The sequence below is a fragment of the Pseudomonas sp. BN515 genome (assembly GCF_029873155.1).
Lineage (GTDB): Bacteria > Pseudomonadota > Gammaproteobacteria > Pseudomonadales > Pseudomonadaceae > Metapseudomonas.
Map to the genome: position 1 here is coordinate 50,281 of NZ_SSOH01000059.1, position 23,709 is coordinate 73,989.

Here is a 23,709-nt window from a genome sequence, read left to right on the forward strand (position 1 = left end):
AGAGGGGATGGGGGTGAGGGGTCGCGTGTGGAAACGGCCTACGCCACGGGAATTCGTGGGTCGGCAGCCGCAAGGGCGGTGGCGCGATCGGCTGCCGGCGGGTAGATCCACAGGGTGTTGATCTGCGTCTTGAGCTCCTTGGCTTCCTGTTTGACCAGTTTGAGCTGGCGGTCCCAGCCTTCGGTGAACACCGCGCCCCAGGCGCCGAGGTCCAGGCAGGTCACGTACTTGGGCTGGCGGTACGGCGTCGGGAGAACGCCGAGCAAGTCGGCGGCGGCATTGTTGCCCGCATGCCGGCCGAGGGAGATTGCGTGCTGGCAGGACATCACCGCGAAATTGCCGAGGTCGTCGGTGGCGGCATAGGCCACATCGCCGGCGGCGAATACCTTGTCCTGACCGGACACCTTGAGGTGCTCATCGACGTGCAGCCGCCCCTGCGCATCGCGCACGCTGGTCAACTGTTCGGTCAGCGGGCTGGCACGGAAGCCGACGGTCCAGATCACCGTTGCGGCCTCGATGCGTCGGCCATCGGCCAGGGTCACGCCGTTCGCGTCCACCGCAGCCACGGTGGCGTTCAGCACCCATTCGATGCCCAGGTGCCGGGACGCTTCGATGATCGACGGGCGAATCCCGTCACCCATGGCGGCGCCAATCTGCGGGCCACGGTCGATGACTATCACCTGGATGTCCTGGTCGTCGCCGAGCACGGCTTTGAGGCGTGCCGGCATCTCCGTTGCGGTTTCGATGCCGGTGAAACCTCCACCGGCCACCACCACTGTATTACGGGCGGCGCTGTGGGGCCGGTCCTTGAGGGAGCGAACGTGATTCTCCAGGCGTACCGCCGATTCGATCTGGTCGACGTCGAAGGCATGGGTGGCCAGGCCTGGCACATTCGGGCGCACGAGCTGGCTGCCGGTCGCCAGCACCAGGCGATCGTAATGCAGTTCGGCCTGCTGCCCCGCCTCGTCGAGGTAGCCGAGGGTCTGCGCCTGCTCGTCGATGCGGTTGGCCGTGCCCATGACGAAGCGAATGCCCACCGAGTCGAACAAGTCCTCCAGCGGCGCGAACATCCGGTGCACGTCCGGCTCGTAGAAACGCGGACGTATCCGCAGCTCCGGCTGGGGCGCCAGCAGGGTGATATGCACGTAATCGCAATCGTATTTGTCCAGCAGGCGGGCGGCGCTCAAGGCGCTCCAGACTCCACCGAATCCCGCACCGACAATCAGAATGTTTTTCATGGTCTGCTCCGGAGACAAGGTCAGATAACGACGGATGTTCAGCCGGGCAGATAGTCGGTCTCGTGCCGGGGCCGACATACTCAATTCGATTGATAGCTGGTCTTGTGCGGAATGATGGCGCAGCTTGCGATGGCTGCTATGGGGCGCGGTTCAGCGGGCCTCATTCTTCACGTGGAGGCTCCCTCTCCGACCATGCTCAGCGCAAAATAAGAACCCTCATTTCCCTTCGTGTTTCCCGCTACAAGGCAGACCCTGGATGAAGACCCCCGGCGGCATGTTGCTGACCGGCATCGAGCTGGACCGTTCCAGTCCTGTGCCGCTCTATCGCCAGCTTTACCTGCAGGTGCGCAAGCAGATTCTCTCCGGTCGGCTTCCCGGCGGGACCCGGCTGCCCTCGACGCGCACCCTGTGCAAGGAACTGGGGTTGTCGCGCATCACGCTGCTCAATGCGTTTGACCAGCTGACCGCCGAGGGCTTCCTGGCATCGCGGACGGGCGCTGGCTCCTATGTCGGCGATGAGTGGGAAGGACGCAATGCCGCCGCCGACAAGCCGCGCAAGCCACCGCGTCTGTCCAGCATGAGCCAGGCGGTGCATTCCCTGCGCAGCGACCACTTCAGTGGCATGTCCTACAGCGCCTGGGCGCCGGACTGCCCGACCTCGTTCCTGCCCAGCCACCCGGCCTACGACGCGTTTCCCATGCTGGTGTGGAAGCGCATGATGAACCGCCACCTCCGCAAGCCCGGCAAGACCGATCTGGGCTACGGAGAACTGAAGGGCCTGCTGCGCCTGCGCGAGGCGATCGTCGAGTATGTGGCCGACGCCCGTGGCATCGAGTGCAGCGTGGACCAGGTGGTAATCACCTCTGGCGCCCAGCAGGCCTTCAACCTGCTCGGCATGCTGCTGCTCAACCCCGGCGACAACGTGTGGATGGAGGACCCCGGCCATATCGCCGCACGTATCGCCTTCCAGGCGCTGGGCTGTCAGCTGGTGCCATTGCGAATCGACGACCAGGGCCTGGACGTGATGCAGGGCCTGCGCGATTGCCCGGACGCGCGCCTGGCCTTCACCACGCCCTCTCGCCAGCACCCACTGGGCACCACCATGAGCTACGCGCGGCGCCAGGAGCTGATCGACTGGGCCGGACGCAGCCAGGGCTGGATCATCGAGGACGATTGCGACAGCGAATTCCGCTACGTCGGCCGCCCCCTGCCGGCGCTCTACGCCATGGACCAGTGGGACAAGGTCATCTACGTCGGCACCTTCAGCAAGGTGCTCTACCCTTCGCTGCGCCTGGGCTACGTGATCCTCCCGGAGGATCTGGTGGAGCCGTTCTGCGCCATTCGGGCGGTCATGGACCGCAGCCCCTCCACGCTGCACCAGGCCACCACCGCCGACTTCATGCAGGACGGCCACTTCCTGGGCCACATCCGTCGTATGCGCAACCTCTACCAGGCGCGCCAGGCATGCCTGGTAGAGGCCTTGCAGCGCCACTTGGGCGGTTTCCTGTCTGTCACGCCGGTGGAAGCCGGCCTGCACCTCATGGGCTGGTTGCCCGAGGAGATGGATGACGACGCCCTGGCGCGAGGGCTCGCCGACCATCAGGTCTACACCTATGCCCTGCGTGACTACTGCATCCGCCACTACCTGCCACCGGGGCTGCTGCTCGGATTCGCCGCCACACCGGAAACGCAGGCTGAACAGCGTGTGCAGGAGTTCGCCCAGGCCCTGCGCGCCATCGGCGTGCGAGTTTGAGCCCGCGCCGTGCGGGCGGCCAAAGTGGCTATAAGAACTAAACATTAATGGCTATAGGTATAGCGCCATTCCGGAGCGATAAAAGCACTGCCGGCCACCCCGGCGCCGCTATCAGGAATGACAATAATGAACGCTATCCAAGCCCGATTCGCCGCCCTGCTGAGTCATAACGCCGGGGCGGACAGCGCGCCCCCGCTACTCACCCCCGACCTTGCCCGCCGCCTGCTGGAACGCCTGGACAGCCTGCGCCTGTTCGCCCACGGCTATCCGCTGCTGACCAACCTCACCCAGGGACGTGTCACGCCCGAAGACATGCTCGACTTCGCTTACCGGCATGAACTCGACGGCCTCTCGCTGCACCTGCTGGATGGCGAGCACAACAGCCTTTCGCGCATGACCGCCGAGCAACTTGCCGCCTTCGCCGACAAAGCCCGCTCGCTGGAGCTGGACGTGCATGTGGAGATCAGCAGCACCCTGCCCGAGGACGTCGATCAGGCAGTGGCGGTGGCCCGTGCAATCGGCAGCCGCAACATCCGCGTCTACTCCCGCTACGAGGGCCACCTTTCACGCGTGATGGACCTGATCGAAGACGACCTGCGGCGCCTGGCGCGGCTGGCCGACGAGCACGACCTCAACTTCGACTTCGAGCAACACGAAGAACTCAAGAGCGCAGAGATCGCCGCCCTGCTGCGCCGGGTTGGCCACCCGCGCCTCAATGCCCTGTTCGACTTCGGCAACATGATCAACGCCTGCGAACAACCGTTGCCGGCCCTGACCAGCCTCGCCCCCTTCATCCGCCAGGTCCATCTCAAGGGCGTGCGCGTGGTCCCCGAGCAGAATGGCTTTGGCCACTATGGTGTGCTCCAGGGCAGCGCCGATGACCAGTTGCCTGGCGCGCGGATGTTCCTGGAACTGCTGCTGTTGGGCGAAACCGCCCCGCAGGTCGTGGCCTTCATCCTCGAACAGGAAAACCACTACATCGCGCCGGCCTTCCGGCAGACCGGCGAAGACGCCGATCCCTTCATTCCTTACCGCGAAATGAGCGAGACGCCGCTGCCGCCGGGCTACAGCCTCGAACGCATGCTGGCCGACGAGCATCGTTGGGCCAACAACCAGGTGCGGTACGTGCGCGGCCTGCTGGCCGAGCTGCGCTTGCTGGCCGAACTGACGCTGGACGACGCAGAACGCATCTGACCGGCCGCGCAATCGGCCCTTCGACAACTCTGGAAGCTGTGGAGAACAACAATGACAGCACAGAACAAAGCCAAATGGCTCCGTTTCCTGGTCCTCGTCCTCGGTGGCGGGACCATCTACAAACTGGCGAACCTCAAGGACGCCTTCTACATCCCGATGCAGGAACACATGGGGCTGACCCATACCGAGATCGGCACCCTGCTCAGTGCAAACGCCATCATCGCCACCGCGTTGTTCGTGGTAGGCGGCTTCCTCGCTGACCGTTTCGAGACCCGCAAGCTGATCCCCCTCGGCCTGGTTGGCACCGGCGCGCTGGGCCTGTACCTGGCCAGCTTCCCCGGCTACAGCCAGCTCCTGATCGTCTTCTCCCTGCTGGCGGTGTGCGCCGACTGCATCTTCTGGCCTTCCCTGCTCAAGGCCATCCGCAACCTCGGCGATGACGGTGAACAGGGGCGCATGTTCGGCTTCCTGGAAGGTGGCCGTGGCGTGGTGGATACGCTCGTGGCCTTTTCCGCCCTGGGGGTCTTCGTCGCCCTGGGCTCCGGCGCCGCCGGCCTGAAGGCCGCCATCCTGTTCTATTCGGGGATCGATATCGTTGTCGGCCTGCTCACGCTGTTCCTGCTCAGGGATGCCCGCCAGGCGAACGGCAACCGTGAACCCATCGGCCTCGCCGGCCTGATGGAAGCGGTGCGCATGCCAGGCATCTGGCTGGTGAGCCTGAACGTGTTCATGGTCTACATCGTCTACTGCGGCCTGACCTACTTCATCCCCTACCTGAAGGACATGTACGAGCTGCCGGTGGCCCTGGTCGGCGCCTACGGCATCATCAACCAGTACTTCCTCAAGGTCCTGGGTGGCCCGGCTGGCGGCTTCATCGCCGACAAAGGACTGAAAAGCCCGAGCCGCTACCTGAAGTGGGCCTTCCTCGCGCTGTTGCCGCTGATGGCCGTGATCTTCAGCATCCCCCATGGCGAGAGCTACATCTACGCCGGCATGGCCGCCACGCTGTCCTTTGCCCTGGTGGTATTCACCATGCGCGGTGTGTTCTGGGCGCCGATGAGCGAAGTGGGAATCCCCTCGCGAATCAGCGGCTCGGCTTTCGGCATCGGCTGCCTGATCGGCTACGCGCCCGGCATGTTCGCCTACATCATCTACGGCGCGCTGCTCGACCACTATCCGGGCGAACAGGGCTACACCTACGTGTTCTCGCTGATGAGCGTGCTGGCTGTAATCGGTTTCATGGTTTCCAGCCTGCTGCATCGCTCGGTGAACAAACGCGTCGCCAGCGCCTCTGGTGAATCCCTGGCATAAGCTCTGTGCCATTGGAATGCCGGCCGTATGGCCGGCTTTCCTGATTGGTGCGCCACCTGAAGCCTCCACCCTGCGCAGCAACCGATCGCTGCGTCAGGTGGAGGCTTCTGCATTCAGCAGATCACGCCCCTTGTATCGACCAGCCGCTGGATGCCCGGCTGAATGGCGTTCTTCCGCGCATCCGGCAGCAGCCCGTCGGGGTAGTTCTGGTAGCACAGCGGGCGCAGGAAGCGGTCGATGGCCAGGGGGGCGATGAAAACTGTAGGGTAGCGGTTCGCCGCCTCGGCACCCTCACCTGCCTGCCGCTGGAAGTGCATTCCGCAGCGAACCCTTCTCGGTGGTGACACGCCGGGACACGCTATTGTCGGCGCCGGCACACGACTTCAACTTCACCATGAGGATTACCCCCGATGCCCCATCTCGTTATCGAGTACAGCGCCAACCTCCCGGACTTCGACGCCGCTGCCACGCTCGCCGCCTGCAATGGCTTCCTCGCCGGCACCGGCCATTTCTCCGAGGCGGACATCAAGAGCCGCTCCATACGCCATGAGCATTTCCTGGTGGGCACTGCGAGCGACGGCCGCGCCTTTGTGCACGCCACGCTGTGGCTACTCTCAGGCCGTCCGGAGAACGTCAAGCAGGCGCTCTCCCGTGGCGTGCTGGAAGCCATCGAGCAGAACTTCAACAAACCCGATGGCCTCGACGTGCAGCTCAGTGTGCAGATGCAGGACATGGAACGCAGTACCTACGCCAAGGCCTTCCTCTGACCTGTGGCTCAGAGCCCTGAGGCGCGCTTCATACAGCCCTGGTAGCGCCCATCCACCCGCTCGGCAAACCACTTGGTGGTGAGCTTGCGGGTGATCTTCGGACTCTTCAGGTCGATGCCCGGCATCACCTCGCGGGGCAGCTTGCGCCGCTCGACTTTCTCGGCCAGGGCGAAGACGCGCTCATAGAGGTCGGTTTCCTCGAACTCCAGGCTGTCCCCCTTGAGCAGCGCGCGGCGGATGGCCGAGTCGCTGAGGTCCAGTTGTTTCTGCAGGGCGCGCACCGCGAGTTCGGTGGAGCCCGCCTTGCTGGAACCGTGGATCACCAGGTCGCCATCCAGCTCCAGGGGAATGCCTGAAGCCAGGCTCACGGCGTTCTGGAAGGCGGCGTTGCGGCTGGCGTACCAGCCGGCGTTGAAGTCGGCGAAGCGGTAGAGCGGCTTCGGATAATGAGCCGGGTAGCCCAGCAGGTGGCCGATGCCGAAGTACATGCCGCCGCGTCGGGTGAAGACCTCATGGCGAATGGAGCCCTTGACCGGGTACGGATAGCTTTTCGCGTTGGCTTCGGCGAAGGCGATGCTCACTTGCATGGGGCCGCCGGTGTGCACCGGGTTGAAGTTGCCGAACAGTTTCCGACCCAGGGGCACCATGTCGATGAAGTCGTCGAAGATGGCGCTCAGTTCCTTCTCCGTGCGTGCGGCGGACAGGCGTTGATCGTAAGTCTTGCCGTTGGGTGAGTCGATCTTCAGGGCGGAATTCACCACGAAGGCTGGCACATGCAGTCCACCGGCGCGGCGCAGGATTTCCTGCCTGGCGATCTTCGCCAACCCCGGTACGGGCGGGTCCACCTGGTAGGTGGACTCCTGCTCGGTGACTGCCAGCACGGCACAGAGGTTGCTGTCGGTGGGGGCGATGTCCTGGGCGGCGAAGGCAGCCTGGATATCCGCGGCCCAGCCCTGGCGGTCCGGCACCTTGGCTGGCATCAGCTTGACCACCTTGGCTCGCACTTCAGCGGGCCGCAGCACCGGCTCCTGCGGGCGCTGGGTGCCGCAAGCGGCGAGGGTCAGAAGCGTAGAGAGGGTGATGAAACGGGTGACGAGGTTGCTCATGAAAGGGACTGCCTTGCGATTCATGCCGTCGAAACATGGCATGAAAGACAGCTGGGACGCGAATTGATTTCAGGTTGCGATTCGGCGCGCCATGCCCCGGCCATCGCCTGTCGCAATCCTGTAGGGGCGAATTCATTCGCCAAGCAGGACGTAGTCCTGCCGTAGGTTGGCGCAGAGCGCAGCGAAGCCCAACGTGGGCCCCGCGAATCGTTGGGCTTCGCTGCGCTCAGCCGCAACCTACGGAAAAAGCGCGGAAATCAGGCGCCGCCACGGAAGCAGGAAACACCCCAGGCGGTGAGCTTGAACGGCAGGTGGTAGTGCTGGGCAGCCTCACTGGTGCCGAAGCGGTAGACCAGTTCATCGAGGAACGGCGGCTCTGTTAGCTGCATCCCCCGCGCGCGATAGAAGTCCGCCACCCGCAGGCGGGCTTCGTATACGCCTGGACCGCAGCGTTCGGCCAGCCCTGCCAGTTCGGCGAGCAGGCCATTACTGCCGATGCGGCCGGCACAGATCAACTCGCGCCCCTCGCCCTCCAGCCGCTCCAGTCGCACCTCCAACCCTTCCGCCACGCTGCCGCTGGCCACATCCACCACATGGATGGAGATGCCGCCATTCATGACCAGAAGCCTTCATGGGCGGTAGCGGCTTCGGACTCCAGCATCGGCCCCAGTACGGCGATCTCACGCTGGCCACGGGCGAACACCTCGCGACACGGCAGGGAGAAAGTGGGGTTCTCCGGGTGGGCGCCGGTAAGTCCCAGCAGCGCGTGCTCCGACAGTGCGTAGACCACGCGCCCAATGCCGGTCCAGTACACCGCGCCGGCGCACATGCAGCAGGGTTCGGCGCTGGTGTAGAGGGTGCAATGGGCCAGCTCTTCCGGGCTCAGGACCTTGGAGGCCAGGGCGGCAGCGGCCAGTTCGGCGTGCTGGGTCGGGTCGCCTTCGGGCGGCATGGAATTGTTGCCGGCCTGGGCGATCACCTTGCCGTTGCGGTCGGCCACCAGCGCGGCGAAGGGATGGCGGCCGCGCTCGCGGGATTCCTCGGAGAGGCGGATAGACAGGCGCAGCAGTTCCAGGTCGAGTTCGCTGACACCGGCGGGAACGAGATTGCTGAAGGTCATGGATGGCTCCTTGGCAGTAAAGGCGCGAATGCGCGAATCAGTCGGCCAGCTCGGCGGTTTCGCCCTGGCTGGCGGGCTCCTCCCGGTTGAGCAGGAGGTTGAGGACGATGGCGCTGAGTGCGCCGAGGAAGATGCCGCTCTCCAGCACCAGGCGCAGGGCGCCGTGGAAGTGCTCGAACAGGGCCGGGAAGGACATGGGCAGCACGCCGATGCTCACCGATACGGCCACCACCAGGGCATTGCGGGTGCCCTCGAAGCGCACGCGAGACAGCTCCTGGATGCCGGCCACTGTGGTCATGCCGAACATCACGATGGCGCAGCCGCCGAGCACCGGGGTGGGCACGGCGGCGATCAGCGCGCCCAGCTTGGGGAACAGGCCCATGAGGATCATCAGGCCACCGGCGGCGGCCACCACGAAGCGGCTCTTGATGTTGGAAAGTGCGATGAGGCCGGTGTTCTGGGTGAAGGCGTTGTAGGGGAAGCTGTTGAACAGGCCACCGATCATGGTGGACAGGCCATCGGCGCGGAACGCATCGCCCAGGGTGCGCTGGGTGATGGTGCGGCCGGTGAGCTTGCCGATGGCCAGGCAGTTGCCGGTGGTCTCGGCCATGATCACCAGCATCGCCAGGGTCATGATGAGGATGGGCGTCAGGGAGAACTCCGGCGCGCCGAAGGCCATGGGCGCAGACAGCTCGAACCAGGCCGCCTGCCCTACCCGGCTGAAGTCGGTCATGCCGAAGGCGGCGGCGATCAGGCTGCCCGCGAACAGCCCGATCAGCACGCTGAGGTTGCCGACAAAACCTGAGAAACGCGCATGGATCACCAGGGTGATCGCCACCGTGGCCAGGCCCAGCAGCAGGTTGGCGGGTTTGCCGAAATCTTCCGCGCCGGGGTTGCCGCCGCCCAGCCAGATAGCCGCTGCCGGCATCAGGGAAATACCGATGATGGTGATCAGGCTGCCGATCACCACCGGCGGGAAGAAGCGCAGCAAGCGACTGAACACCGGCGCAAGGGCGATGGTGATGACCCCGGCGGCGATCACCGCGCCGAATACCTGGGTCAGCCCGTAGGCCTTGCCGATCATGATCATCGGCGCCAGGGCGATGAAGGAGCAGGCCTGCACCAGCGGCAGGCGGGCGCCGAAGCGCCAGAAGCCGAGGGTCTGGATCAGGGTGGCAATGCCCGAGGTGAGCAGGTTGGCGTTGATCAGCAACACCACTTCAGCGGTGGAAAGGCCCAGGGCGCTGCCTAGGATCAGAGGCACGGCCACGGCGCCGGCATAGAGCACCAGCACGTGTTGCAAGCCGTAGGTGACGAGTTGGCGAACGGGAAGCAGCTGGTCCACCGGATGGGGATGGCTCATGGAAGTTCTCCTGCAAAGCAACGTGTTCTTCTTATGGGATGTGGGTTGCCCAGCAATTCGAGGAGGCAGTGCTGGCTGAGGCGAATGATCTCCGCTTGCTCACGATGGAACAAATGAATAACCATCGCTTCTATCGATGATTCAGGAGAGGTTGGTCATGCGGTTTTCACTGGATCAGTTGCAGGTGCTGGTCACCGTTGCCCAGGCGGGTTCCTTTTCGGCGGCCGCGCGCCGGCTGGGGCGAACCCAATCCACCATCAGCGCCGCCATCGCCAACCTGGAGGCGGACCTCGGGGTGGAGCTGTTCGACCGATCCACGCGTATCCCCGCGCTGACCGCAGCCGGACAGAAGCTGCTGCTGGAGGCCGAAGCGGTGCTGGAACGCTGCCTGGCCCTGGAAGGCCACGCCGACAGCCTGACGGAGGAAACCGAGCCGAGCCTGACGCTGGCCATCGAGGTGCCCTACAACACCGTGATGCCGGTGCTTTGCGAATTCGAACAGGCCTTTCCTTATGTGGACCTGATCGTCCGCCACCCGGTGTATGGCGACGTGGCCGGCATGGTGCAGAAGGGTGAAGTGGAAATGGGCATCGCCTTCTCCCAGCCGGAATACCCGCGGGAGCTGGAGTTCCAACAACTGGGCAAGCTGATCATGGTGCACGTCACCCACCCTGCCCACCCGCTGGCTCAGCTGTCACAGGTCAGCTTCGCTGACCTGCACGCCCATCGCCGCCTGGCCTTCAGCGCCCATGCCAGCAAGCTGCCCAGCAGTGAATACCTGCGCACGCCCCAACTCTGGCAGGCGGAAAGCTACATGGCGTTGCTGGAAATGGTGCGCGCAGGGCTCGGCTGGGCCACCCTGCCCCGCCAGCTTATTCATCGGGAACTGGTCAGCGGTGACCTGGTGGAGCTGCAACTGGTGGCCTATCCACACACGGACTGGCTGGTGGGCGTGGACCTGCTCTGGCCGCGCCGCCAGGGTCGCGGCAAGGCCAAGCGCTGGCTCAGGGAGCGGCTGATGCGCAACAAGGTGTTTGAGCTGGACAGCCAGGGCAAGGCGACGACGCTCTAGGACGGGACTTCCCGGTCAGCCCAAAGTCCAGCATTCTGAACACTCGTTTTAGATGCTGAACCGAAAAATATTTTTCTCTTGATAAAAATATCTAGAAATATCAAACACTTAATTGATAAAAACCGATAAAAATCGGCCATTATTTTTTACGTTTTTCGTCGGACTCGTTTGACATATTAAACGGCTCTGGCAGGCTATATAGCAGGTCTCGACCGGAAATCGCCCCGACGATTGCCGGCAGTGCTCGGGATCTCAGGTAGCCCCAAACCTCACTGGCGCGCCTGCACAGCAACGATAGGCTGAGCCTGTCCCAAGGTGAAATATGTCCAACAGCAACATTGGCAATAAGAAACAGACCACTCGTAAACCGGTCGTCCTGATGTCCATGGGCGCCCAGAAACGCAAGGGCCACGACTACCAGGTGATGACCCACAAGTACATCGTGCCGCTGGTAGAAATCTCCGAATGTGTACCGGTCCTCGTGCCCACCTGCTGCGGCACCGAAGACCTCGAGCAGTACCTCGATATGGCTGACGGCGTTTACCTCACCGGTGCCGGCAGCAACATCGACCCGACCCTCTACGGCCAGGAAAACCTGACCCCGGAGAAAGGTCAGGACAAGGATCGCGACCTCTTCGACCTGCCCCTGATTCGTGCTGCCATCGAGCGCGGCCTGCCGATCTTCGGCATCTGCCGTGGCATGCAGGAAATCAACGTCGCCCTGGGCGGCGACATGTACCAGAAGGTCTATGCCGAGCCCGGCTTCAATGACCACCGCGAAAACACTGAAGACCCGGTGGACGTCCAGTACGCCCCGGCCCACAGCGTGCGTGTGGAGCAGAACAGCTGGCTGCACAAGGTCCTGGGTACCGACACCATCCAGGTGAACTCGCTGCACGGCCAGGGCCTGAAAACCCTCGGCAAGGGCATCGAGGCCATCGCCCGTGCCGAAGACGGCCTGGTGGAAGCCATTCACGCTCCAAAACTTTCGCCTTTCCTCTTCGCGGTGCAATGGCACCCGGAATGGCAGGCGGTGAAGAACCCCGATTCGGTGAAGATCTTCGAAGCCTTCGGTGAAGCCTGCCGCAAGCAGGTAGAGCGTAAGGCCAAAGGCAAGGCGTTCGACCACGCAGCCTGATCCACCCGTTCATGAAAAAGCCCGGCCAGCGCCGGGCTTTTTCATGCCTGACTAACGGCTCGGAGCTCGCCCTGCTCTTGTAGGGTGCGCCGCGCGCACCAGCCATTTGCAGCGGTTCCGGGCTCCACTCCACACTCGGTGCGCACAGCACCCCTTACGACCTGACGCCCTGCCCCTTTCCCAGCTTCGCCAGCCAGAGCGTCACCACCACCACCACGCACATGCAGGCAAAAGCCAGCCAGGCGTTGGGCCAAAGCAGCGGCATGCCGAACAGGATCAAGCTGTCATTGCCACCCGGAACCAACGTCGCCCCCACACCCATCAAAACGCCGCCGCAGAAGCACTTCACCAGATCGCGCGGGCTAGGCCAGCGGTGCTCCCAGAGCCCGGCGCTCCAGCCACCCAGCAGCGCACCGGCGAACATCGCCGGCAGCAGCAGGCCCCGCAGTCCCAGTTCCATGAAGCGTCCGGTGGCCAGCTCAGCGAGGATGTCGGTGTAGGACCAGGCGCCGACGCAGACAAACAGCAGCAGGAAGCTGACGCCAAGCACGATGGTGGCGTGATGCGGCGACCAGAGGGAGACATCAGCCGAGCCGTTGTAGCGGTTCCAGGCCAGCCAGCCCAGCCGCGCCACCAGTGCCGCGATGATCAGGGGCACCAGGCCGATGGGCACCTGCTGCATCCATTCGGGAATCGCCACCGGCATCGCCGACGTCATGCCCAGGCCGTGCCCGGCCAGCCCGAAGCCGGCGAGAAAGCCCAGGGGTGTCGCCAGCCAGGCCCATTGCCCGGAGCCGATCCGCGCCACCACGCCGAACGCACAGCCGCCATTGAGAAAGGCGCCGACACCCAGCAAGGCGCCGCCCAGCGCGGCATGCCAGTGCAGCGGGAACCCCATGGGCACCATGGGCAGACGATCGAGGGCGCGCAGCAGGACGAAGCCGCCCAGCACCCAGAGGGACGTTTCCAGCAACGCGCGAAAGCGCGCCCATCGGCGCCTGTACACCACCTCTTCCAGCGCGGCCACCATGCAGGTGCCACCACGCTGCACGGCAAAGCCCATCAGCAGGGCCAGAAGCACGCTCGCCAGCAGGATCACGCCCTTGCCCTCCGCAGGCCGGGTCTTACGCCAAGATTAGCGGACCCGCAGCGAACGCAGCTGCTCCAGCATCCAGGCATGGGCGTCGCTGCGGGCGTACTTGGAGTGGCTGTACAGCCGCAGCGCGTAGGGCGGAATCTCGAAGGGCGCGGGATAGAGCTCGACCCCGGCCACTTGCTGCAAGGTGCGGGCGGCGTGACCGGGCACCGTCATCAACAGGTCCGTGCTGCCGACGATGAAGGGCGCGGCCATCACGGTCGGCAGTTGCACCGCCACCTCGCGCTGCAGTCCCATGCCCTCCAGCACGTGGTCGATGGCGCCGCTGGATTCGTTCCAGGGCGTCACCATCACGTGCCGCTCGGCCAGGTAGCCGGCGAGGTCCAGGGTGCCGCGTACGCGCGGATGGTCGCGGCGGGCGATGACCAGGTAGTGGTCGGTCAGCCAGTCGAGCACCTCCACGCCACCGGGCAACTGGTCACGCCCTTCGCTGTAGCCAAGGGCGAAGTCAATGCGCCCGCTGGCCAGGTCCTCGATGGAGACCTTGCGCTCAGACTGCACCAGGCGCACGCGAATGCCCGGCGCCACCGTCTGCAGGTGCTGCATCAGGGCCGGCAGCAAGGCGAATGCGGTGTAGTCAGTAGCCGCGAAGGTAAAGGTGCGCTGGCTGTAGGCCGGGACGAAAGGCTCCCATTGGCCCATCCCTTCGGCGAGGGTCTTGAGCGCGCTGGCCACCGGTTCCGCCAGCAATTCGGCCCGATGGGTCGGGTGCATGCGGTTGCCCTGGCGAATGAACAGCTCGTCGTTCAGCGCGTCCCGCAGCCTCCCCAGCGCATGGCTGAAGGCCGAGGCGCTGATGGCCAGCTCGGCGGCCGCCGAGGTGACGCTGCGATGACGGTAAAGGGCGTCGAAGGCAAGCAGCAAGTTGAGATCGAGACGGCGGAGAACAGAATGCATGCTCTTCACTTTCCAATGACATAAATGCACTTCATGCACTCTATCAAAGGCCCTAGCATGATTGCCTCAACCCTTTATGGAGATTGCCCGTGACCCTCTCGATCCGCCCTGCCCGGCCTGAAGACGCCCAACAGATCCTCGACTTCATCATCGAACTGGCGGTCTACGAGCGGGCCGGTCACGAGGTCATCGCCAGCGTCGAAGACATCCGCCGCACCCTGTTCGCCGAGAACGCGCCGTCTCGCGCGCTGATCTGCCTGAAGGACGAGCAGCCGATAGGCTACGCGGTGTACTTCTACAGCTACTCCACCTGGCTGGGCCGCAACGGCATCTATCTCGAAGACCTCTACATCACGCCGGAGCAGCGCGGCATCGGTGCCGGCCGCCAGTTGCTGCGGGAAATCGCCCGTGAAGCCCGCGCCAACGATTGCGGCCGCCTGGAGTGGAGCGTGCTGGACTGGAACCAGCCCGCCATCGACTTCTACCGCTCCATCGGCGCCCTGCCCCAGGACGAATGGGTTCGCTACCGCCTGGATGGCGATGCCCTGCGGGAGTTCGCCGAAGGCAACGGCTGAGGCCCTGCTTCCTTTCACTTTCCAGCCCCGGAGACTGGTGCTTCGGGCTGCAAATGAGGCGTCAAAGCCTTGCAGCGGACCCGCGAAACGTTGCGGACGCTGGCCTTTGTCATTGCCTGTGCGAAAATGGCGAAATTGCAGAAAAGATGTCGCTGGAGACTGTATGGAAATTCTGGATTACGAAGACAGCCTTGAAACCTATCTGGGCGAACTGAGCGGAAAGAAGATCACGATAGTTTCCGCCTTCGCCAGCGGCACCGAGCCCCTGATCGACCAGCTGATCGAGAACGGCAACCAACTGGACATCCTGGTCGGTTCCATCAACTCGCTCACGTCCCCCGACTTCATCGAGCACTGCCTCAATGAAGCGAACCCGGACCTGGCCCTGTCGGTGGACTTCCGCTACCAGGCGAGCGTGAACTGGAAGCTCTACCTGATCGAGCCGGACGTGGTCATCGTCGGCAGCGCCAACCTCACCCAGGTGGGCGTCAGCCTGGTGCGCGACACCTGCACCGTGATCAACGATGCCGCCCTGTACGACGCCTACCTGGCCCGCGTCCAGGCCCTCAAATCCGCCGAAGGCGTGTTGGCCTGCAACCACTCGCAAGCCTTCGAGGATGCGCTCGACGCCTACAAGCAGAACCATCGCCGCATGCAGGCGGGCCTGGCTCGCAGCGCCGAATACCTGGACAGCGAAGGCTGGCTGGGCGATGACATCAACCAGAGCATTCCGCTGTTCATCTGGTACAGCGACCACTCGCAACAGTCCGAGGACGAGGCGCGCGATCACCTCAAGTCCAGCAGCGACGGCGTGGCCTGGGATGATGTCCGTGAGTTCTTCACCTACGAATGCGCCGAGGGTGCCCTGCCCTACGAGGAAGGTGATGTGGTGCTGACCGCGCGCTGCAACGGCTCGCACATCGGCTTCTACACCTTCGACCGCATCCTCTATCGCGACGGCACCTACTACATCTATGCCTACCGCAAGAAGCGCTACACCCAGCCGTTCAAGCTGGATGGCGACAAGGAACTGCTCAAGGAAGCGATTCCGGAGTGGTACGAAGACGGCCGCACGGAGATCAACCGCGCCGACATCCTGCGCGTGATTGGTTGACCCCACCGCCGAGGGGACGGCTTCGCCGTCCTTTCGCGAATGAATTCGCCCCCACAAGGAATGGCCAATCCCGGCACCAACCCTGTGGGAGCGATCTCCATCTGTAGGGGCGATTTCAATCGCCAAGCGGACCGCAGGTTCGCCCTTCGGGCCTCGCGGGCGTTTACGTTGTGGGAGCGATTTCAATCGCGAATGAATTCGCTCCCACATCAGCCATCGCAGGATGGGTATAGCCTGCGAAACCCACCACGGTACTGGTCGACGAATTAGGTACCGGTATCGTCCAGTTGCGCGCGAATGCGCCGATTCAGCACGGCCAGGCGCCGGGTGACGTCGTCCGTGTCCTTCGGCTTGTCGCCAGCATTCAACTGGCGCGCGCAAAGATTGAGCGCGGAAAGCACCACCAGTTCGTTGGCGGTGACATAGGGGAATTTCTTCTTGTTGGCGGCGATCTCCGCCTGCAGCATCGCTGCCGCGTCCTGCAGCACCTGCTCTTCGCCAGCCGGTGCCTTGATGTTGTACTCGCGCCCCAGGATGCGCAGCACACGGACGCTGTCGGTACTCATGCGCTGGCGCGGCTCTCGCTGACGCGGCGGACCAGGGCCTGCAGGCGTTCGGCGGTGGCGTTGCTCTTCTCTTCCTGCTCCATCATCGCCAGTTGCAGGCTGTCGTTCTCTTCGCGGGCCTTGCGCAGCTCGGCACGGATGCGAGCGTTGTCTTCGGCGATGCCCTGGTTCTGTTGCAGAAGCTCGCTCACGAGCTGTTCGAGTTGTACGAGGGTGTTGTCCAGCATGGTCGTCTCCCGGACGGATGAAAATGGCCGCGGAGCATAATGAAAAGCCCCCCTTCTGGCCAGGGAAAATAGGGTTGTTCAGACAGAATGTATGCTGTCAATTCAATGGCTTAGATCGCCTTCTTCATGTTGAACGAACAACACGGGCCGAGCCTTTGCCAACGCGCGCGCCGAGGCGATGACGAGTAGAATCCCGCAGTGAAAAAAGGTTCCGAGGTTGCAGTGGTGGAGTTACAGCAAGGGTTCGTCCTGACCCGGCATTGGCGGGACACGCCCGAGGGGACGGACGTCGAATTCTGGCTGGCGACCGACACCGGCCCGCGCCAGGTGCGCCTGCCCGTGCAGACGTCGGTCGCCTTCATTCCCGTCGAACATCGCGAGCGCGCCGAAACCCTGCTGCGCGGCGAGAAGGATGTGGAACTTCGCCCCCTCGCCCTGTGCGACTTCCAGCATCGCCCGGTTCTGGGCCTCTACTGCAAGCAGCACCGCCAACTGATGCGCCTGGACAAGGCCCTGCGCAAGGCCGGGGTGGACGTCCTGGAAGCCGATATCCGCCCGCCCGAGCGCTACCTCATGGAGCGTTTCATCACCGCGCCCGTTCACTTCGGCGGCACCCCGGACGAGAGTGGCGTACTGCTGGATGCCCAGCTCAAACCGGTATCCGACTACCGTCCACAACTCAGGCTGGTGTCGCTGGATATCGAAACCACCGAACGTGGCGAACTCTATTCCATCGCCCTGGAAGGCTGCGGCCAGCGCCAGGTCTACATGCTCGGGCCGGCCAACGGCGATGCAAGCGGGGTCGACTTCCAGCTCGATTACCGGGACAGCCGCGCCGAGCTCCTGGAGGCCCTGAACCAGTGGCTGGCCGAACACGACCCGGACGCCATCATCGGCTGGAACCTGGTGCAGTTCGACCTGCGCGTCCTGCAGGCCCACGCCGAGAAGCTGAAGGTACCCCTGTTGCTGGGGCGTGGCGGCGACCCCATGGGCTGGCGCGAGCATGGCAGCGGCAACAATCACTACTTCGCCGAGGCCAGCGGGCGGTTGATCATCGACGGCATCGAGGCGCTGCGCTCGGCCACCTGGAACTTCCCCTCCTTCAGCCTGGAAAACGTCGCCCAGACCCTGCTCGGCGAAGGCAAGGCGATCGACACGCCTTACCAGCGCATGGACGAGATCAACCGCATGTTCGCCGAGGACAAGCCCGCCCTGGCGCGCTACAACCTCAAGGACTGCGAGCTGGTCACGCGCATCTTCGAAAAGACCGAGCTGCTCCACTTCCTGCTGGAGCGCGCCACGGTCACCGGACTGGCCACCGACCGCAGCGGCGGCTCGGTGGCGGCCTTCACCCACCTCTACATGCCGCTGATGCACCGACTGGGCTTTGTCGCGCCCAACCTCGGCGAGAAGCGTCCCGAAGCAAGCCCAGGCGGCTTCGTCATGGACTCGCGCCCGGGCCTTTATGAGTCAGTCCTGGTGCTGGACTACAAGAGCCTGTACCCCTCGATCATCCGCAGCTTCCTGATCGACCCCGTGGGCTTGATCGAAGGCCTGCGGCAGCCGGACGACGAACACTCGGTGCCGGGGTTCCGTGGCGCCCGCTTCTCCCGCACCAGACACAGCCTGCCGGCCATCGTGGAACGGGTCTGGCAGGGGCGCGAAGCGGCCAAGCGCGACGGCAACAAGGCCTTGTCCCAGGCACTGAAGATCATCATGAACGCCTTCTACGGCGTACTCGGCTCCAGCGGCTGCCGCTTCTTCGACCCGCGCCTGGCCTCCTCCATCACCATGCGTGGCCACGAGATCATGCGCCGCACCCGTGAGCTGATCGAGGCCCAAGGCTACAGCGTGATCTACGGCGATACCGACTCCACCTTCGTCTGGCTCAAGCGGCCCCACGAAGAAGACGAGGCCGCGCGCATCGGCCGTAGCCTGGTACAGCAGGTCAACCAGTGGTGGCGCGAGCACCTGATGCAGGAATACGGACTGGAAAGCGCCCTGGAACTGCAGTTCGAAACCCACTACCAGCGCTTCCTGATGCCCACCATCCGGGGCGCCGAGGAAGGCAGCAAGAAGCGCTACGCCGGCCTGGTGCGGCGGCCTGACGGCAGCCAGGAGATGGTCTTCAAGGGGCTGGAAACCGTGCGCACCGACTGGTCGCCCCTGGCGCAGCAGTTCCAGCAGGAGCTCTACCAGCGCATTTTCAATCGCCAGCCGTACCAGGCATACGTGCGCGACTACGTGCAGAAGACCCTCGCCGGAGAACTGGACGAGCTGCTGGTCTATCGCAAGCGCCTGCGCCGCCAGCTCGACGATTACACCCGCAACGTGCCGCCCCACGTCCGCGCGGCGCGCATGGCCGACGAGTTCAACGACCGCCAGGGCCGGCCGCGCCAGTACCAGAACGGCGGCTGGATCAGCTACCTGATCACGGTGAACGGCCCGGAACCGCTGGAAACACGCAGCTCGGCCATCGACTACGACCACTACCTGACCCGCCAGCTGCAACCCATTGCAGACGCCATCCTGCCCTTCGTAGGGGATGACTTTGCTTCGCTGATCGACAAGCAGATGGTGTTGTTCTAGACCCGCTTCCCTGTGGGAGCGAATCCATTCGCGAAGCAGGACGCAGTCCTGCCGTAGGTTGGGCAGAGGAACGAAGCCCAACGCTCAAAGTCAGGCATCGCTGCGTTGGCGGACGCCGTGCCCTGCACCAGCAATCGGGTAATACGGGATTCGAGCCGATCTCAGATCGAGATCAGCCCATGCTCCAAGGCGTATTTCACCAAGGCGGCGGGCGTGTCGATGTTCAGCTTGCGACGGATGCTGAGGCGGTAGGTTTCCACCGTGCGCACGCTGATATCCAGTTCGCGGGCGACTTCCTTGTTGTTCAGCCCCTTGGCGATCATCGACAGGACCTGCAGTTCGCGCGGGGTGAGTTCGTTCTCGTCGCGGACGTTGGTGGCCAGCTTCCGGGCGATTTCCGGGCTGTAGAAGCTGCCGCCGGCCACGATGGCCTCGATGGCGGCGATCAGCTCCTGGGACGGTGCGTTCTTCAGCACATAGCCGAAGGCGCCGGCGTTGATGGACGTGCGCACGTACTCCTGGTTGTCGTACATGCTGAGGATGAGGATCTTGATACCCGGATAGAGGCTGCACAGCCTGCGGGTCAGCTCCAGGCCGTTCATGTCCTTGAGGCCGACGTCCACCAGCAGCAGGTCCAGTTCGGTGGAGGCCACCAGCTCCAATGCTGCTTCCCCGGACTCCGCTTCAGCCACCACGTCGAAATGCGGCATCGCCGAGAGGAGGGATTTCACGCCATCGCGGACCAGTACGTGGTCGTCGATCAGCGCGATTCTGATGGGGTGCGGCAAGCTCATCACGGCCTCTGTGGAGTCACGAACCGGGCTGTCAGGCCCGCTGCAGGGGGATCTCGACCTGCAGTTCCGTGCGGCCGCTCATCGAAGACAGGGTGAAGGTGCCGTGGTGATGGTCGACCCGCTCCCTGATGTTGCGCAGCCCGATTCCCTGGCTCCGATCCATCAGGCCGGGATCGAACCCCACGCCGTTGTCCTCCACACGCAGGGCGATGGTGCCCTGGCTGGAAGCGAGCGAGATTATAGCGGCGCTGGCCCTGGAGTGGCGTTCGATGTTGCCCAGGGCTTCCTGGATGATGCGGAACAGCGTGACGCGAACGTCCATGTCCAGGCTGCTGTCGTCCAGCCCGCGTTCGTACTGGGTGCGGATCGCCGTGCGCTGCTCGAACTCGCGCACCAGCTGTTCGATAGCCGGCGACAGGCCGAGGGTATCCAGCAACGATGGCCGCAGGTCGTGGGAGATGCGGCGGATCTCGCCGATGGCCTCGCCGAGGCGCGCCGTCCCCGCGCGCAGGTTCTCCATGCCCCTGCCCTGCCCGTTCTCCAGCTCCAGGCTGGCCAGCTCGAACTGGAACTTGATGGAGACCAACTGCTGGCTGATGCCATCGTGCAGCTCGCGAGACACCCGCGAACGCTCCTCTTCCTGCAGGTGGACGATGCGCTGGTTAAGGGCGGACAGCTTGCGGTCGGCCAGGCGATGCTCGGTGAAGTTCAGCATCAGGCCACCAGTGAACACCACCAGCACGGCGATCAGCGAAAAGGACGCAATGGCCAGGACCGTGGTCAGCACTCCCGTAGCCACCTCCTGGCGCGACTTCAGGGTGGCCACTTCCACGTCGTCGATGTAGATGCCAGTGCCCAGCATCCAGCCCCAACGATCCAGCATCACCACGTAGGAGAGCTTCTCGGTCACCTGGCCGGAGGACGGCTTTTCCCAGGCGTAGAGCTGGTAGCCGTCGCCATTCTCGGCACTTTGGAGCAATGCCTGGATCACCGGCAGACCGTTCTTGTCCTTCATGCCGATGAGCTCCTTGCCCACGAGGTTCGCCTGCCGCGGATGCATCAGGTTCTTGCCGTGACGGTCGTAGACGAAGAAATAGCCATCCAGCCCGAAATTCGCCCGCGACAGCATGTGCAGCGCCTGCTGCTTGGCCTCCTCATCGTCCCGGCCGCTGTCATACAGGGGCGCGATCAGGCTGAGGGCCAGTTCCAGGTAGTTTTTGATCTCGGCCTTCTTGACGGCCATGATGCTGCTTTCCACCAGCCTGGCCTGCTCCTCTTCCAGCTTGCGGCTCTGGGCGAACACCAGCACGCAGATGAAGAGCACCGACACGATGAGCGGCATGACGCTGAGGGTGACGATCTTGTGTTTGAGTTGCATGGTCACTCACCTGGTTACACCCTCACCCCGGCCCTCTCCCGGAGGGAGAGGGAGGAATCTAAACCTGCGCTGCTTCGAACCCGGCGCGAATCTTCTCTTCCGGCAACTGGTCACCGATGAACACCATCACACTCTCGCGCACTTCACCGTCCTGCCACTCCATGTCCCAGTCGAAGCCGTAGAGCCGCAGCACGCCCTGGAACACCAGGCGACGCGGTTCGCCGTCGACGCAGAGCACGCCCTTGTAGCGAAGCAGGGAATTACCGTGCTCTTCCAGCAGCCCTTCCATGAAGCTGCTGAGCTTGTCCATGTCCAGCGGGCGTTCGCTCTTCAGCACCAGGGTGCCGATGCGGTCCGGCGTTGCGGCTGGCTTGAGCGGACGCAGGGTCAGTGCCGGGCCGACGTCAGCGTTGAGGTTGAAGCCGCGCACGTCCAGCAACTCGGCCAGGTCGATGCGGCCGTGGTCGACCACGCGGATCGGTGCACGGCGGTTGATGCGAGAAAGGCGCTGGCAGAGGGCATCGAAGTGCGCCTCGTCCACCAGGTCGCGCTTGCTCACCAGGATGCGGTCGGCGAAGCCCACCTGGGCCTGGGCCATGGTTTCCTGCAGGTGGCGCTCGGCGTTCACCGCGTCCACCAGGGTGATGATGCCGTCCAGCACATAGCGCTCGCAGAGTTCCTCGTCGGCGAAGAAGGTCTGCGCCACCGGCGCCGGGTCGGCCAGGCCGGTGCACTCGATCACCAGGCGGTCGAAGGCCAATTCACCGGCGTCCAGCCGCTCCAGCAGGAGGAACAGCGCCTTCTCCAGCTCGACGTGTATGGAACAGCAAACGCAGCCGTTGGCCAGGGTCATCACCTGCACGGCTTCATCGCCCAGCAGTTGGCCGTCGATGGGGGTTTCGCTGAACTCGTTCTCGATCACCGCGATCTTCAGACCGTGTTCAGCCTTGAGGATGTGCTTGAGCAGGGTGGTCTTGCCGGCACCGAGAAAGCCGCTGAGCACGGTGACGGGAATGGGGAGATGGGCAGACATCGGGCAATCCTCGAAATCGGTTTTCAACCCGTAGGAACTAGCTTGCTCGGAAACAGTTCTTCGCGAGCAAGCTCGCTCCTACAAAAATAGGGTCCGGGGGATGACCGGAAACAAGAGCGCCACGGCTAGGCGTGGCGCTCAGATTACCGCATCAAGGGTTCAACAGCAGCGTACGGGCCGTCCCTTGCCGCCGCCATAACGCGCCTCCTGGCGCTCGCGGAAGAATTCCTCGTAACTCATCACCGGCTTGTCCGGATGCTTGCGCTGCATGTGCTCGACGTAATTGTCGTAGTCGGGCATGCCCACGAGCATGCGTGCGGCCTGCCCGAGGTACTTACCCATGCGGCTGAGGTCATTGAACATGGTGCCCTCCTCAGGCTTCCGGGATCGGCTGGAACGGCGATTCCTTGTCGGTGCGCTCCGGTTTCATCCAGGCATTGCGGCCCACCTTGATGGCGTAGAACAGCACACTCAGCACCACGAAGAGGAACAGCGCGGTCAGGGTCGCATTGGTGTAGGCGTTGAAGATCACGTTCTGCATCTGGCCGATGTCCTTGGCCGGCGCCAGCACCTGCCCCGCAGCCAGGGCGTCGCTGTATTTCTTGGCCAGGGCCAGGAAGCCGACGGCGGGGTTCGGATCGATGAGTTTGATCACTCCGGCGGTGGTGGTGCAGATCAGCAGCCAGGTGGCCGGGATCAGGGTCACCCACACATAGCGTTGGCGCTTCATCTTGATCAGCACCACGCAACCCAGCATCAGGGCGATACCGGCCAGCATCTGGTTGGAGATGCCGAACAGCGGCCACAGCGTGTTGATGCCACCCAGCGGGTCGATCACGCCCTGGTACAGCAGCCAGCCCCACAGGGCCACGCAACCGGCGGTGGCGATGACGTTGGCGGTCCAGGACTCGGTCTTCTTCAGGGCCGGGACGAAGTTGCCCAAGAGGTCCTGCAGCATGAAGCGACCGGCGCGGGTACCGGCATCCACGGCAGTGAGGATGAACAGCGCCTCGAAAAGGATCGCGAAGTGGTACCAGAAGGCCATGGTGTTCTCACCCGGCAGCACCTGGTGGAGGATCTGCGCGATACCCACGGCCAGGGTCGGCGCACCGCCGGCACGGGCCAGGATGGTGTGTTCGCCAATGTCCCTGGCGGTCGCCTCCAGTTGCTCGGGGGTGATGGCGAAGCCCCAGTTGCTCACCGCTGCCGCCACACTGGCGACATCCGCGCCGACCACGGCCGGCGGGCTGTTCATGGCGAAGTACACGCCCGGCTCGATCACCGAGGCGGCGACCATGGCCATGATGGCGACGAAGGA

General features: G+C 64.0%; 24 protein-coding genes. 9 read left to right on the plus strand and 15 right to left on the minus strand.

What is annotated here, in order from left to right:
• Nucleotides 1-38: 38 nt before the first annotated feature.
• The gene (locus E8E91_RS15285) at nt 39-1,238 is read right to left on the minus strand and encodes an NAD(P)/FAD-dependent oxidoreductase (protein WP_280376512.1); all 1,200 of its coding nucleotides are present in this window, start codon (nt 1,236-1,238) and stop codon (nt 39-41) included.
• A gap of 256 nt (nt 1,239-1,494) precedes the next feature.
• Here E8E91_RS15285 and E8E91_RS15290 point away from each other — a divergent pair, with 256 nt between their 5' ends.
• From E8E91_RS15290 to E8E91_RS15300, 3 genes are all read left to right on the plus strand, one after another.
• On the plus strand, nt 1,495-2,991 hold the full coding sequence (locus E8E91_RS15290; RefSeq protein WP_280376515.1) for a PLP-dependent aminotransferase family protein: 1,497 nt from the start codon (nt 1,495-1,497) through the stop codon (nt 2,989-2,991).
• A 123-nt stretch (nt 2,992-3,114) separates the two neighbouring features.
• Nucleotides 3,115-4,185, plus strand: coding sequence for a TIM barrel protein (locus tag E8E91_RS15295; protein ID WP_280376566.1), 1,071 nt, complete (start codon nt 3,115-3,117; stop codon nt 4,183-4,185).
• Nucleotides 4,186-4,236: 51 nt separating this feature from the next.
• Nucleotides 4,237-5,496 carry an MFS transporter gene (locus tag E8E91_RS15300; RefSeq protein ID WP_280376517.1) on the plus strand — a complete coding sequence of 420 codons (1,260 nt, stop codon included), beginning with the start codon at nt 4,237-4,239 and terminating at the stop codon, nt 5,494-5,496.
• Between the two features lie 113 nt (nt 5,497-5,609).
• On the opposite strand, the gene E8E91_RS15305 is transcribed toward E8E91_RS15300, so the two are convergent.
• On the minus strand, nt 5,610-5,813 hold the full coding sequence (locus E8E91_RS15305) for a hypothetical protein (protein ID WP_280376571.1): 204 nt from the start codon (nt 5,811-5,813) through the stop codon (nt 5,610-5,612).
• A gap of 93 nt (nt 5,814-5,906) precedes the next feature.
• Between E8E91_RS15305 and E8E91_RS15310 the strand changes: the two genes are divergently transcribed.
• Nucleotides 5,907-6,263, plus strand: a complete 357-nt coding sequence (locus E8E91_RS15310; RefSeq protein WP_280376519.1) for a 5-carboxymethyl-2-hydroxymuconate Delta-isomerase — start codon at nt 5,907-5,909, stop codon at nt 6,261-6,263.
• An 8-nt stretch (nt 6,264-6,271) separates the two neighbouring features.
• On the opposite strand, the gene E8E91_RS15315 is transcribed toward E8E91_RS15310, so the two are convergent.
• The 4 genes from E8E91_RS15315 to E8E91_RS15330 form a co-directional block, all read right to left on the minus strand.
• A complete protein-coding gene (locus E8E91_RS15315; RefSeq protein WP_280376521.1) occupies nt 6,272-7,369 on the minus strand; it encodes a DUF1615 domain-containing protein in 1,098 nt (365 codons plus the stop codon).
• Nucleotides 7,370-7,626: 257 nt separating this feature from the next.
• The gene (locus E8E91_RS15320; RefSeq protein ID WP_280376524.1) at nt 7,627-7,986 is read right to left on the minus strand and encodes a hydroxyisourate hydrolase; all 360 of its coding nucleotides are present in this window, start codon (nt 7,984-7,986) and stop codon (nt 7,627-7,629) included.
• Nucleotides 7,983-8,489: a nucleoside deaminase gene (locus tag E8E91_RS15325; RefSeq protein WP_280376528.1), complete on the minus strand. Its 507-nt coding sequence runs from the start codon at nt 8,487-8,489 to the stop codon at nt 7,983-7,985. The genes E8E91_RS15320 and E8E91_RS15325 overlap by 4 nt, the downstream gene beginning before the upstream one ends.
• A gap of 37 nt (nt 8,490-8,526) precedes the next feature.
• On the minus strand, nt 8,527-9,852 hold the full coding sequence (locus tag E8E91_RS15330; protein WP_280376530.1) for a nucleobase:cation symporter-2 family protein: 1,326 nt from the start codon (nt 9,850-9,852) through the stop codon (nt 8,527-8,529).
• A gap of 157 nt (nt 9,853-10,009) precedes the next feature.
• Between E8E91_RS15330 and E8E91_RS15335 the strand changes: the two genes are divergently transcribed.
• Together E8E91_RS15335 and E8E91_RS15340 are read left to right on the plus strand one after the other, a co-directional pair.
• Entirely contained in the window at nt 10,010-10,924 is a 915-nt protein-coding gene (locus tag E8E91_RS15335; protein WP_280376533.1) for a LysR family transcriptional regulator, read from the plus strand.
• Between the two features lie 322 nt (nt 10,925-11,246).
• Nucleotides 11,247-12,062, plus strand: coding sequence for a type 1 glutamine amidotransferase (locus E8E91_RS15340; protein WP_280376534.1), 816 nt, complete (start codon nt 11,247-11,249; stop codon nt 12,060-12,062).
• Between the two features lie 154 nt (nt 12,063-12,216).
• On the opposite strand, the gene E8E91_RS15345 is transcribed toward E8E91_RS15340, so the two are convergent.
• On the minus strand, nt 12,217-13,161 hold the full coding sequence (locus E8E91_RS15345) for a YeeE/YedE family protein (RefSeq protein ID WP_280376537.1): 945 nt from the start codon (nt 13,159-13,161) through the stop codon (nt 12,217-12,219).
• Between the two features lie 36 nt (nt 13,162-13,197).
• Nucleotides 13,198-14,115, minus strand: coding sequence for a LysR family transcriptional regulator (locus E8E91_RS15350; RefSeq protein WP_280376539.1), 918 nt, complete (start codon nt 14,113-14,115; stop codon nt 13,198-13,200).
• An 89-nt stretch (nt 14,116-14,204) separates the two neighbouring features.
• Here E8E91_RS15350 and E8E91_RS15355 point away from each other — a divergent pair, with 89 nt between their 5' ends.
• Together E8E91_RS15355 and E8E91_RS15360 are read left to right on the plus strand one after the other, a co-directional pair.
• On the plus strand, nt 14,205-14,690 hold the full coding sequence (locus tag E8E91_RS15355) for a GNAT family N-acetyltransferase (protein WP_280376541.1): 486 nt from the start codon (nt 14,205-14,207) through the stop codon (nt 14,688-14,690).
• A 163-nt stretch (nt 14,691-14,853) separates the two neighbouring features.
• Nucleotides 14,854-15,804 (plus strand): phospholipase D family protein, encoded by a 951-nt coding sequence (locus E8E91_RS15360; RefSeq protein ID WP_280376542.1) that lies wholly within the window; start codon nt 14,854-14,856, stop codon nt 15,802-15,804.
• Between the two features lie 266 nt (nt 15,805-16,070).
• On the opposite strand, the gene E8E91_RS15365 is transcribed toward E8E91_RS15360, so the two are convergent.
• Both E8E91_RS15365 and E8E91_RS15370 read right to left on the minus strand, forming a co-directional pair.
• Complete coding sequence (locus E8E91_RS15365) at nt 16,071-16,370, minus strand: cell division protein ZapA (RefSeq protein WP_280376545.1); 300 nt, start codon at nt 16,368-16,370, stop codon at nt 16,071-16,073.
• Nucleotides 16,367-16,597, minus strand: a complete 231-nt coding sequence (locus tag E8E91_RS15370) for a hypothetical protein (protein WP_151133286.1) — start codon at nt 16,595-16,597, stop codon at nt 16,367-16,369. The genes E8E91_RS15365 and E8E91_RS15370 overlap by 4 nt, the downstream gene beginning before the upstream one ends.
• Before the next feature lie 225 nt (nt 16,598-16,822).
• Between E8E91_RS15370 and E8E91_RS15375 the strand changes: the two genes are divergently transcribed.
• Nucleotides 16,823-19,186, plus strand: a complete 2,364-nt coding sequence (locus E8E91_RS15375; protein ID WP_280376569.1) for a DNA polymerase II — start codon at nt 16,823-16,825, stop codon at nt 19,184-19,186.
• A 161-nt stretch (nt 19,187-19,347) separates the two neighbouring features.
• Here the strand turns inward: E8E91_RS15375 and E8E91_RS15380 are convergent, their stop codons facing one another.
• The 5 genes from E8E91_RS15380 to E8E91_RS15400 all read right to left on the minus strand — a co-directional run.
• Entirely contained in the window at nt 19,348-19,980 is a 633-nt protein-coding gene (locus E8E91_RS15380; protein WP_271472487.1) for a response regulator transcription factor, read from the minus strand.
• 31 nt (nt 19,981-20,011) lie between these two features.
• A complete protein-coding gene (locus E8E91_RS15385; protein WP_280376556.1) occupies nt 20,012-21,358 on the minus strand; it encodes a cache domain-containing protein in 1,347 nt (448 codons plus the stop codon).
• Between the two features lie 58 nt (nt 21,359-21,416).
• A complete protein-coding gene (yjiA, locus tag E8E91_RS15390) occupies nt 21,417-22,391 on the minus strand; it encodes a GTPase (RefSeq protein WP_280376559.1) in 975 nt (324 codons plus the stop codon).
• 159 nt (nt 22,392-22,550) lie between these two features.
• Nucleotides 22,551-22,754, minus strand: a complete 204-nt coding sequence (locus tag E8E91_RS15395) for a YbdD/YjiX family protein (protein ID WP_190826939.1) — start codon at nt 22,752-22,754, stop codon at nt 22,551-22,553.
• Nucleotides 22,755-22,764: 10 nt separating this feature from the next.
• Nucleotides 22,765-23,709 (minus strand): carbon starvation CstA 5TM domain-containing protein (locus tag E8E91_RS15400; protein WP_280376561.1); only part of this gene is annotated, 945 nt, incomplete at its 5' end.

Coding starts and splice junctions, on each gene's coding strand:
- E8E91_RS15380 (WP_271472487.1), bottom strand. CDS start 19,980: ATGAGCTTGCCGCACCCCATCAGAATCGCGCTGATCGACGACCACGTA.
- E8E91_RS15305 (WP_280376571.1), bottom strand. CDS start 5,813: ATGCACTTCCAGCGGCAGGCAGGTGAGGGTGCCGAGGCGGCGAACCGC.
- E8E91_RS15360 (WP_280376542.1), top strand. CDS start 14,854: ATGGAAATTCTGGATTACGAAGACAGCCTTGAAACCTATCTGGGCGAA.
- E8E91_RS15285 (WP_280376512.1), bottom strand. CDS start 1,238: ATGAAAAACATTCTGATTGTCGGTGCGGGATTCGGTGGAGTCTGGAGC.
- E8E91_RS15325 (WP_280376528.1), bottom strand. CDS start 8,489: ATGACCTTCAGCAATCTCGTTCCCGCCGGTGTCAGCGAACTCGACCTG.
- E8E91_RS15350 (WP_280376539.1), bottom strand. CDS start 14,115: ATGCATTCTGTTCTCCGCCGTCTCGATCTCAACTTGCTGCTTGCCTTC.
- E8E91_RS15340 (WP_280376534.1), top strand. CDS start 11,247: ATGTCCAACAGCAACATTGGCAATAAGAAACAGACCACTCGTAAACCG.
- E8E91_RS15315 (WP_280376521.1), bottom strand. CDS start 7,369: ATGAGCAACCTCGTCACCCGTTTCATCACCCTCTCTACGCTTCTGACC.
- E8E91_RS15395 (WP_190826939.1), bottom strand. CDS start 22,754: ATGTTCAATGACCTCAGCCGCATGGGTAAGTACCTCGGGCAGGCCGCA.
- E8E91_RS15335 (WP_280376533.1), top strand. CDS start 10,010: ATGCGGTTTTCACTGGATCAGTTGCAGGTGCTGGTCACCGTTGCCCAG.
- E8E91_RS15385 (WP_280376556.1), bottom strand. CDS start 21,358: ATGCAACTCAAACACAAGATCGTCACCCTCAGCGTCATGCCGCTCATC.
- E8E91_RS15365 (WP_280376545.1), bottom strand. CDS start 16,370: ATGAGTACCGACAGCGTCCGTGTGCTGCGCATCCTGGGGCGCGAGTAC.
- E8E91_RS15370 (WP_151133286.1), bottom strand. CDS start 16,597: ATGCTGGACAACACCCTCGTACAACTCGAACAGCTCGTGAGCGAGCTT.
- E8E91_RS15290 (WP_280376515.1), top strand. CDS start 1,495: ATGAAGACCCCCGGCGGCATGTTGCTGACCGGCATCGAGCTGGACCGT.
- E8E91_RS15320 (WP_280376524.1), bottom strand. CDS start 7,986: ATGAATGGCGGCATCTCCATCCATGTGGTGGATGTGGCCAGCGGCAGC.
- E8E91_RS15310 (WP_280376519.1), top strand. CDS start 5,907: ATGCCCCATCTCGTTATCGAGTACAGCGCCAACCTCCCGGACTTCGAC.
- E8E91_RS15300 (WP_280376517.1), top strand. CDS start 4,237: ATGACAGCACAGAACAAAGCCAAATGGCTCCGTTTCCTGGTCCTCGTC.
- E8E91_RS15330 (WP_280376530.1), bottom strand. CDS start 9,852: ATGAGCCATCCCCATCCGGTGGACCAGCTGCTTCCCGTTCGCCAACTC.
- yjiA (WP_280376559.1), bottom strand. CDS start 22,391: ATGTCTGCCCATCTCCCCATTCCCGTCACCGTGCTCAGCGGCTTTCTC.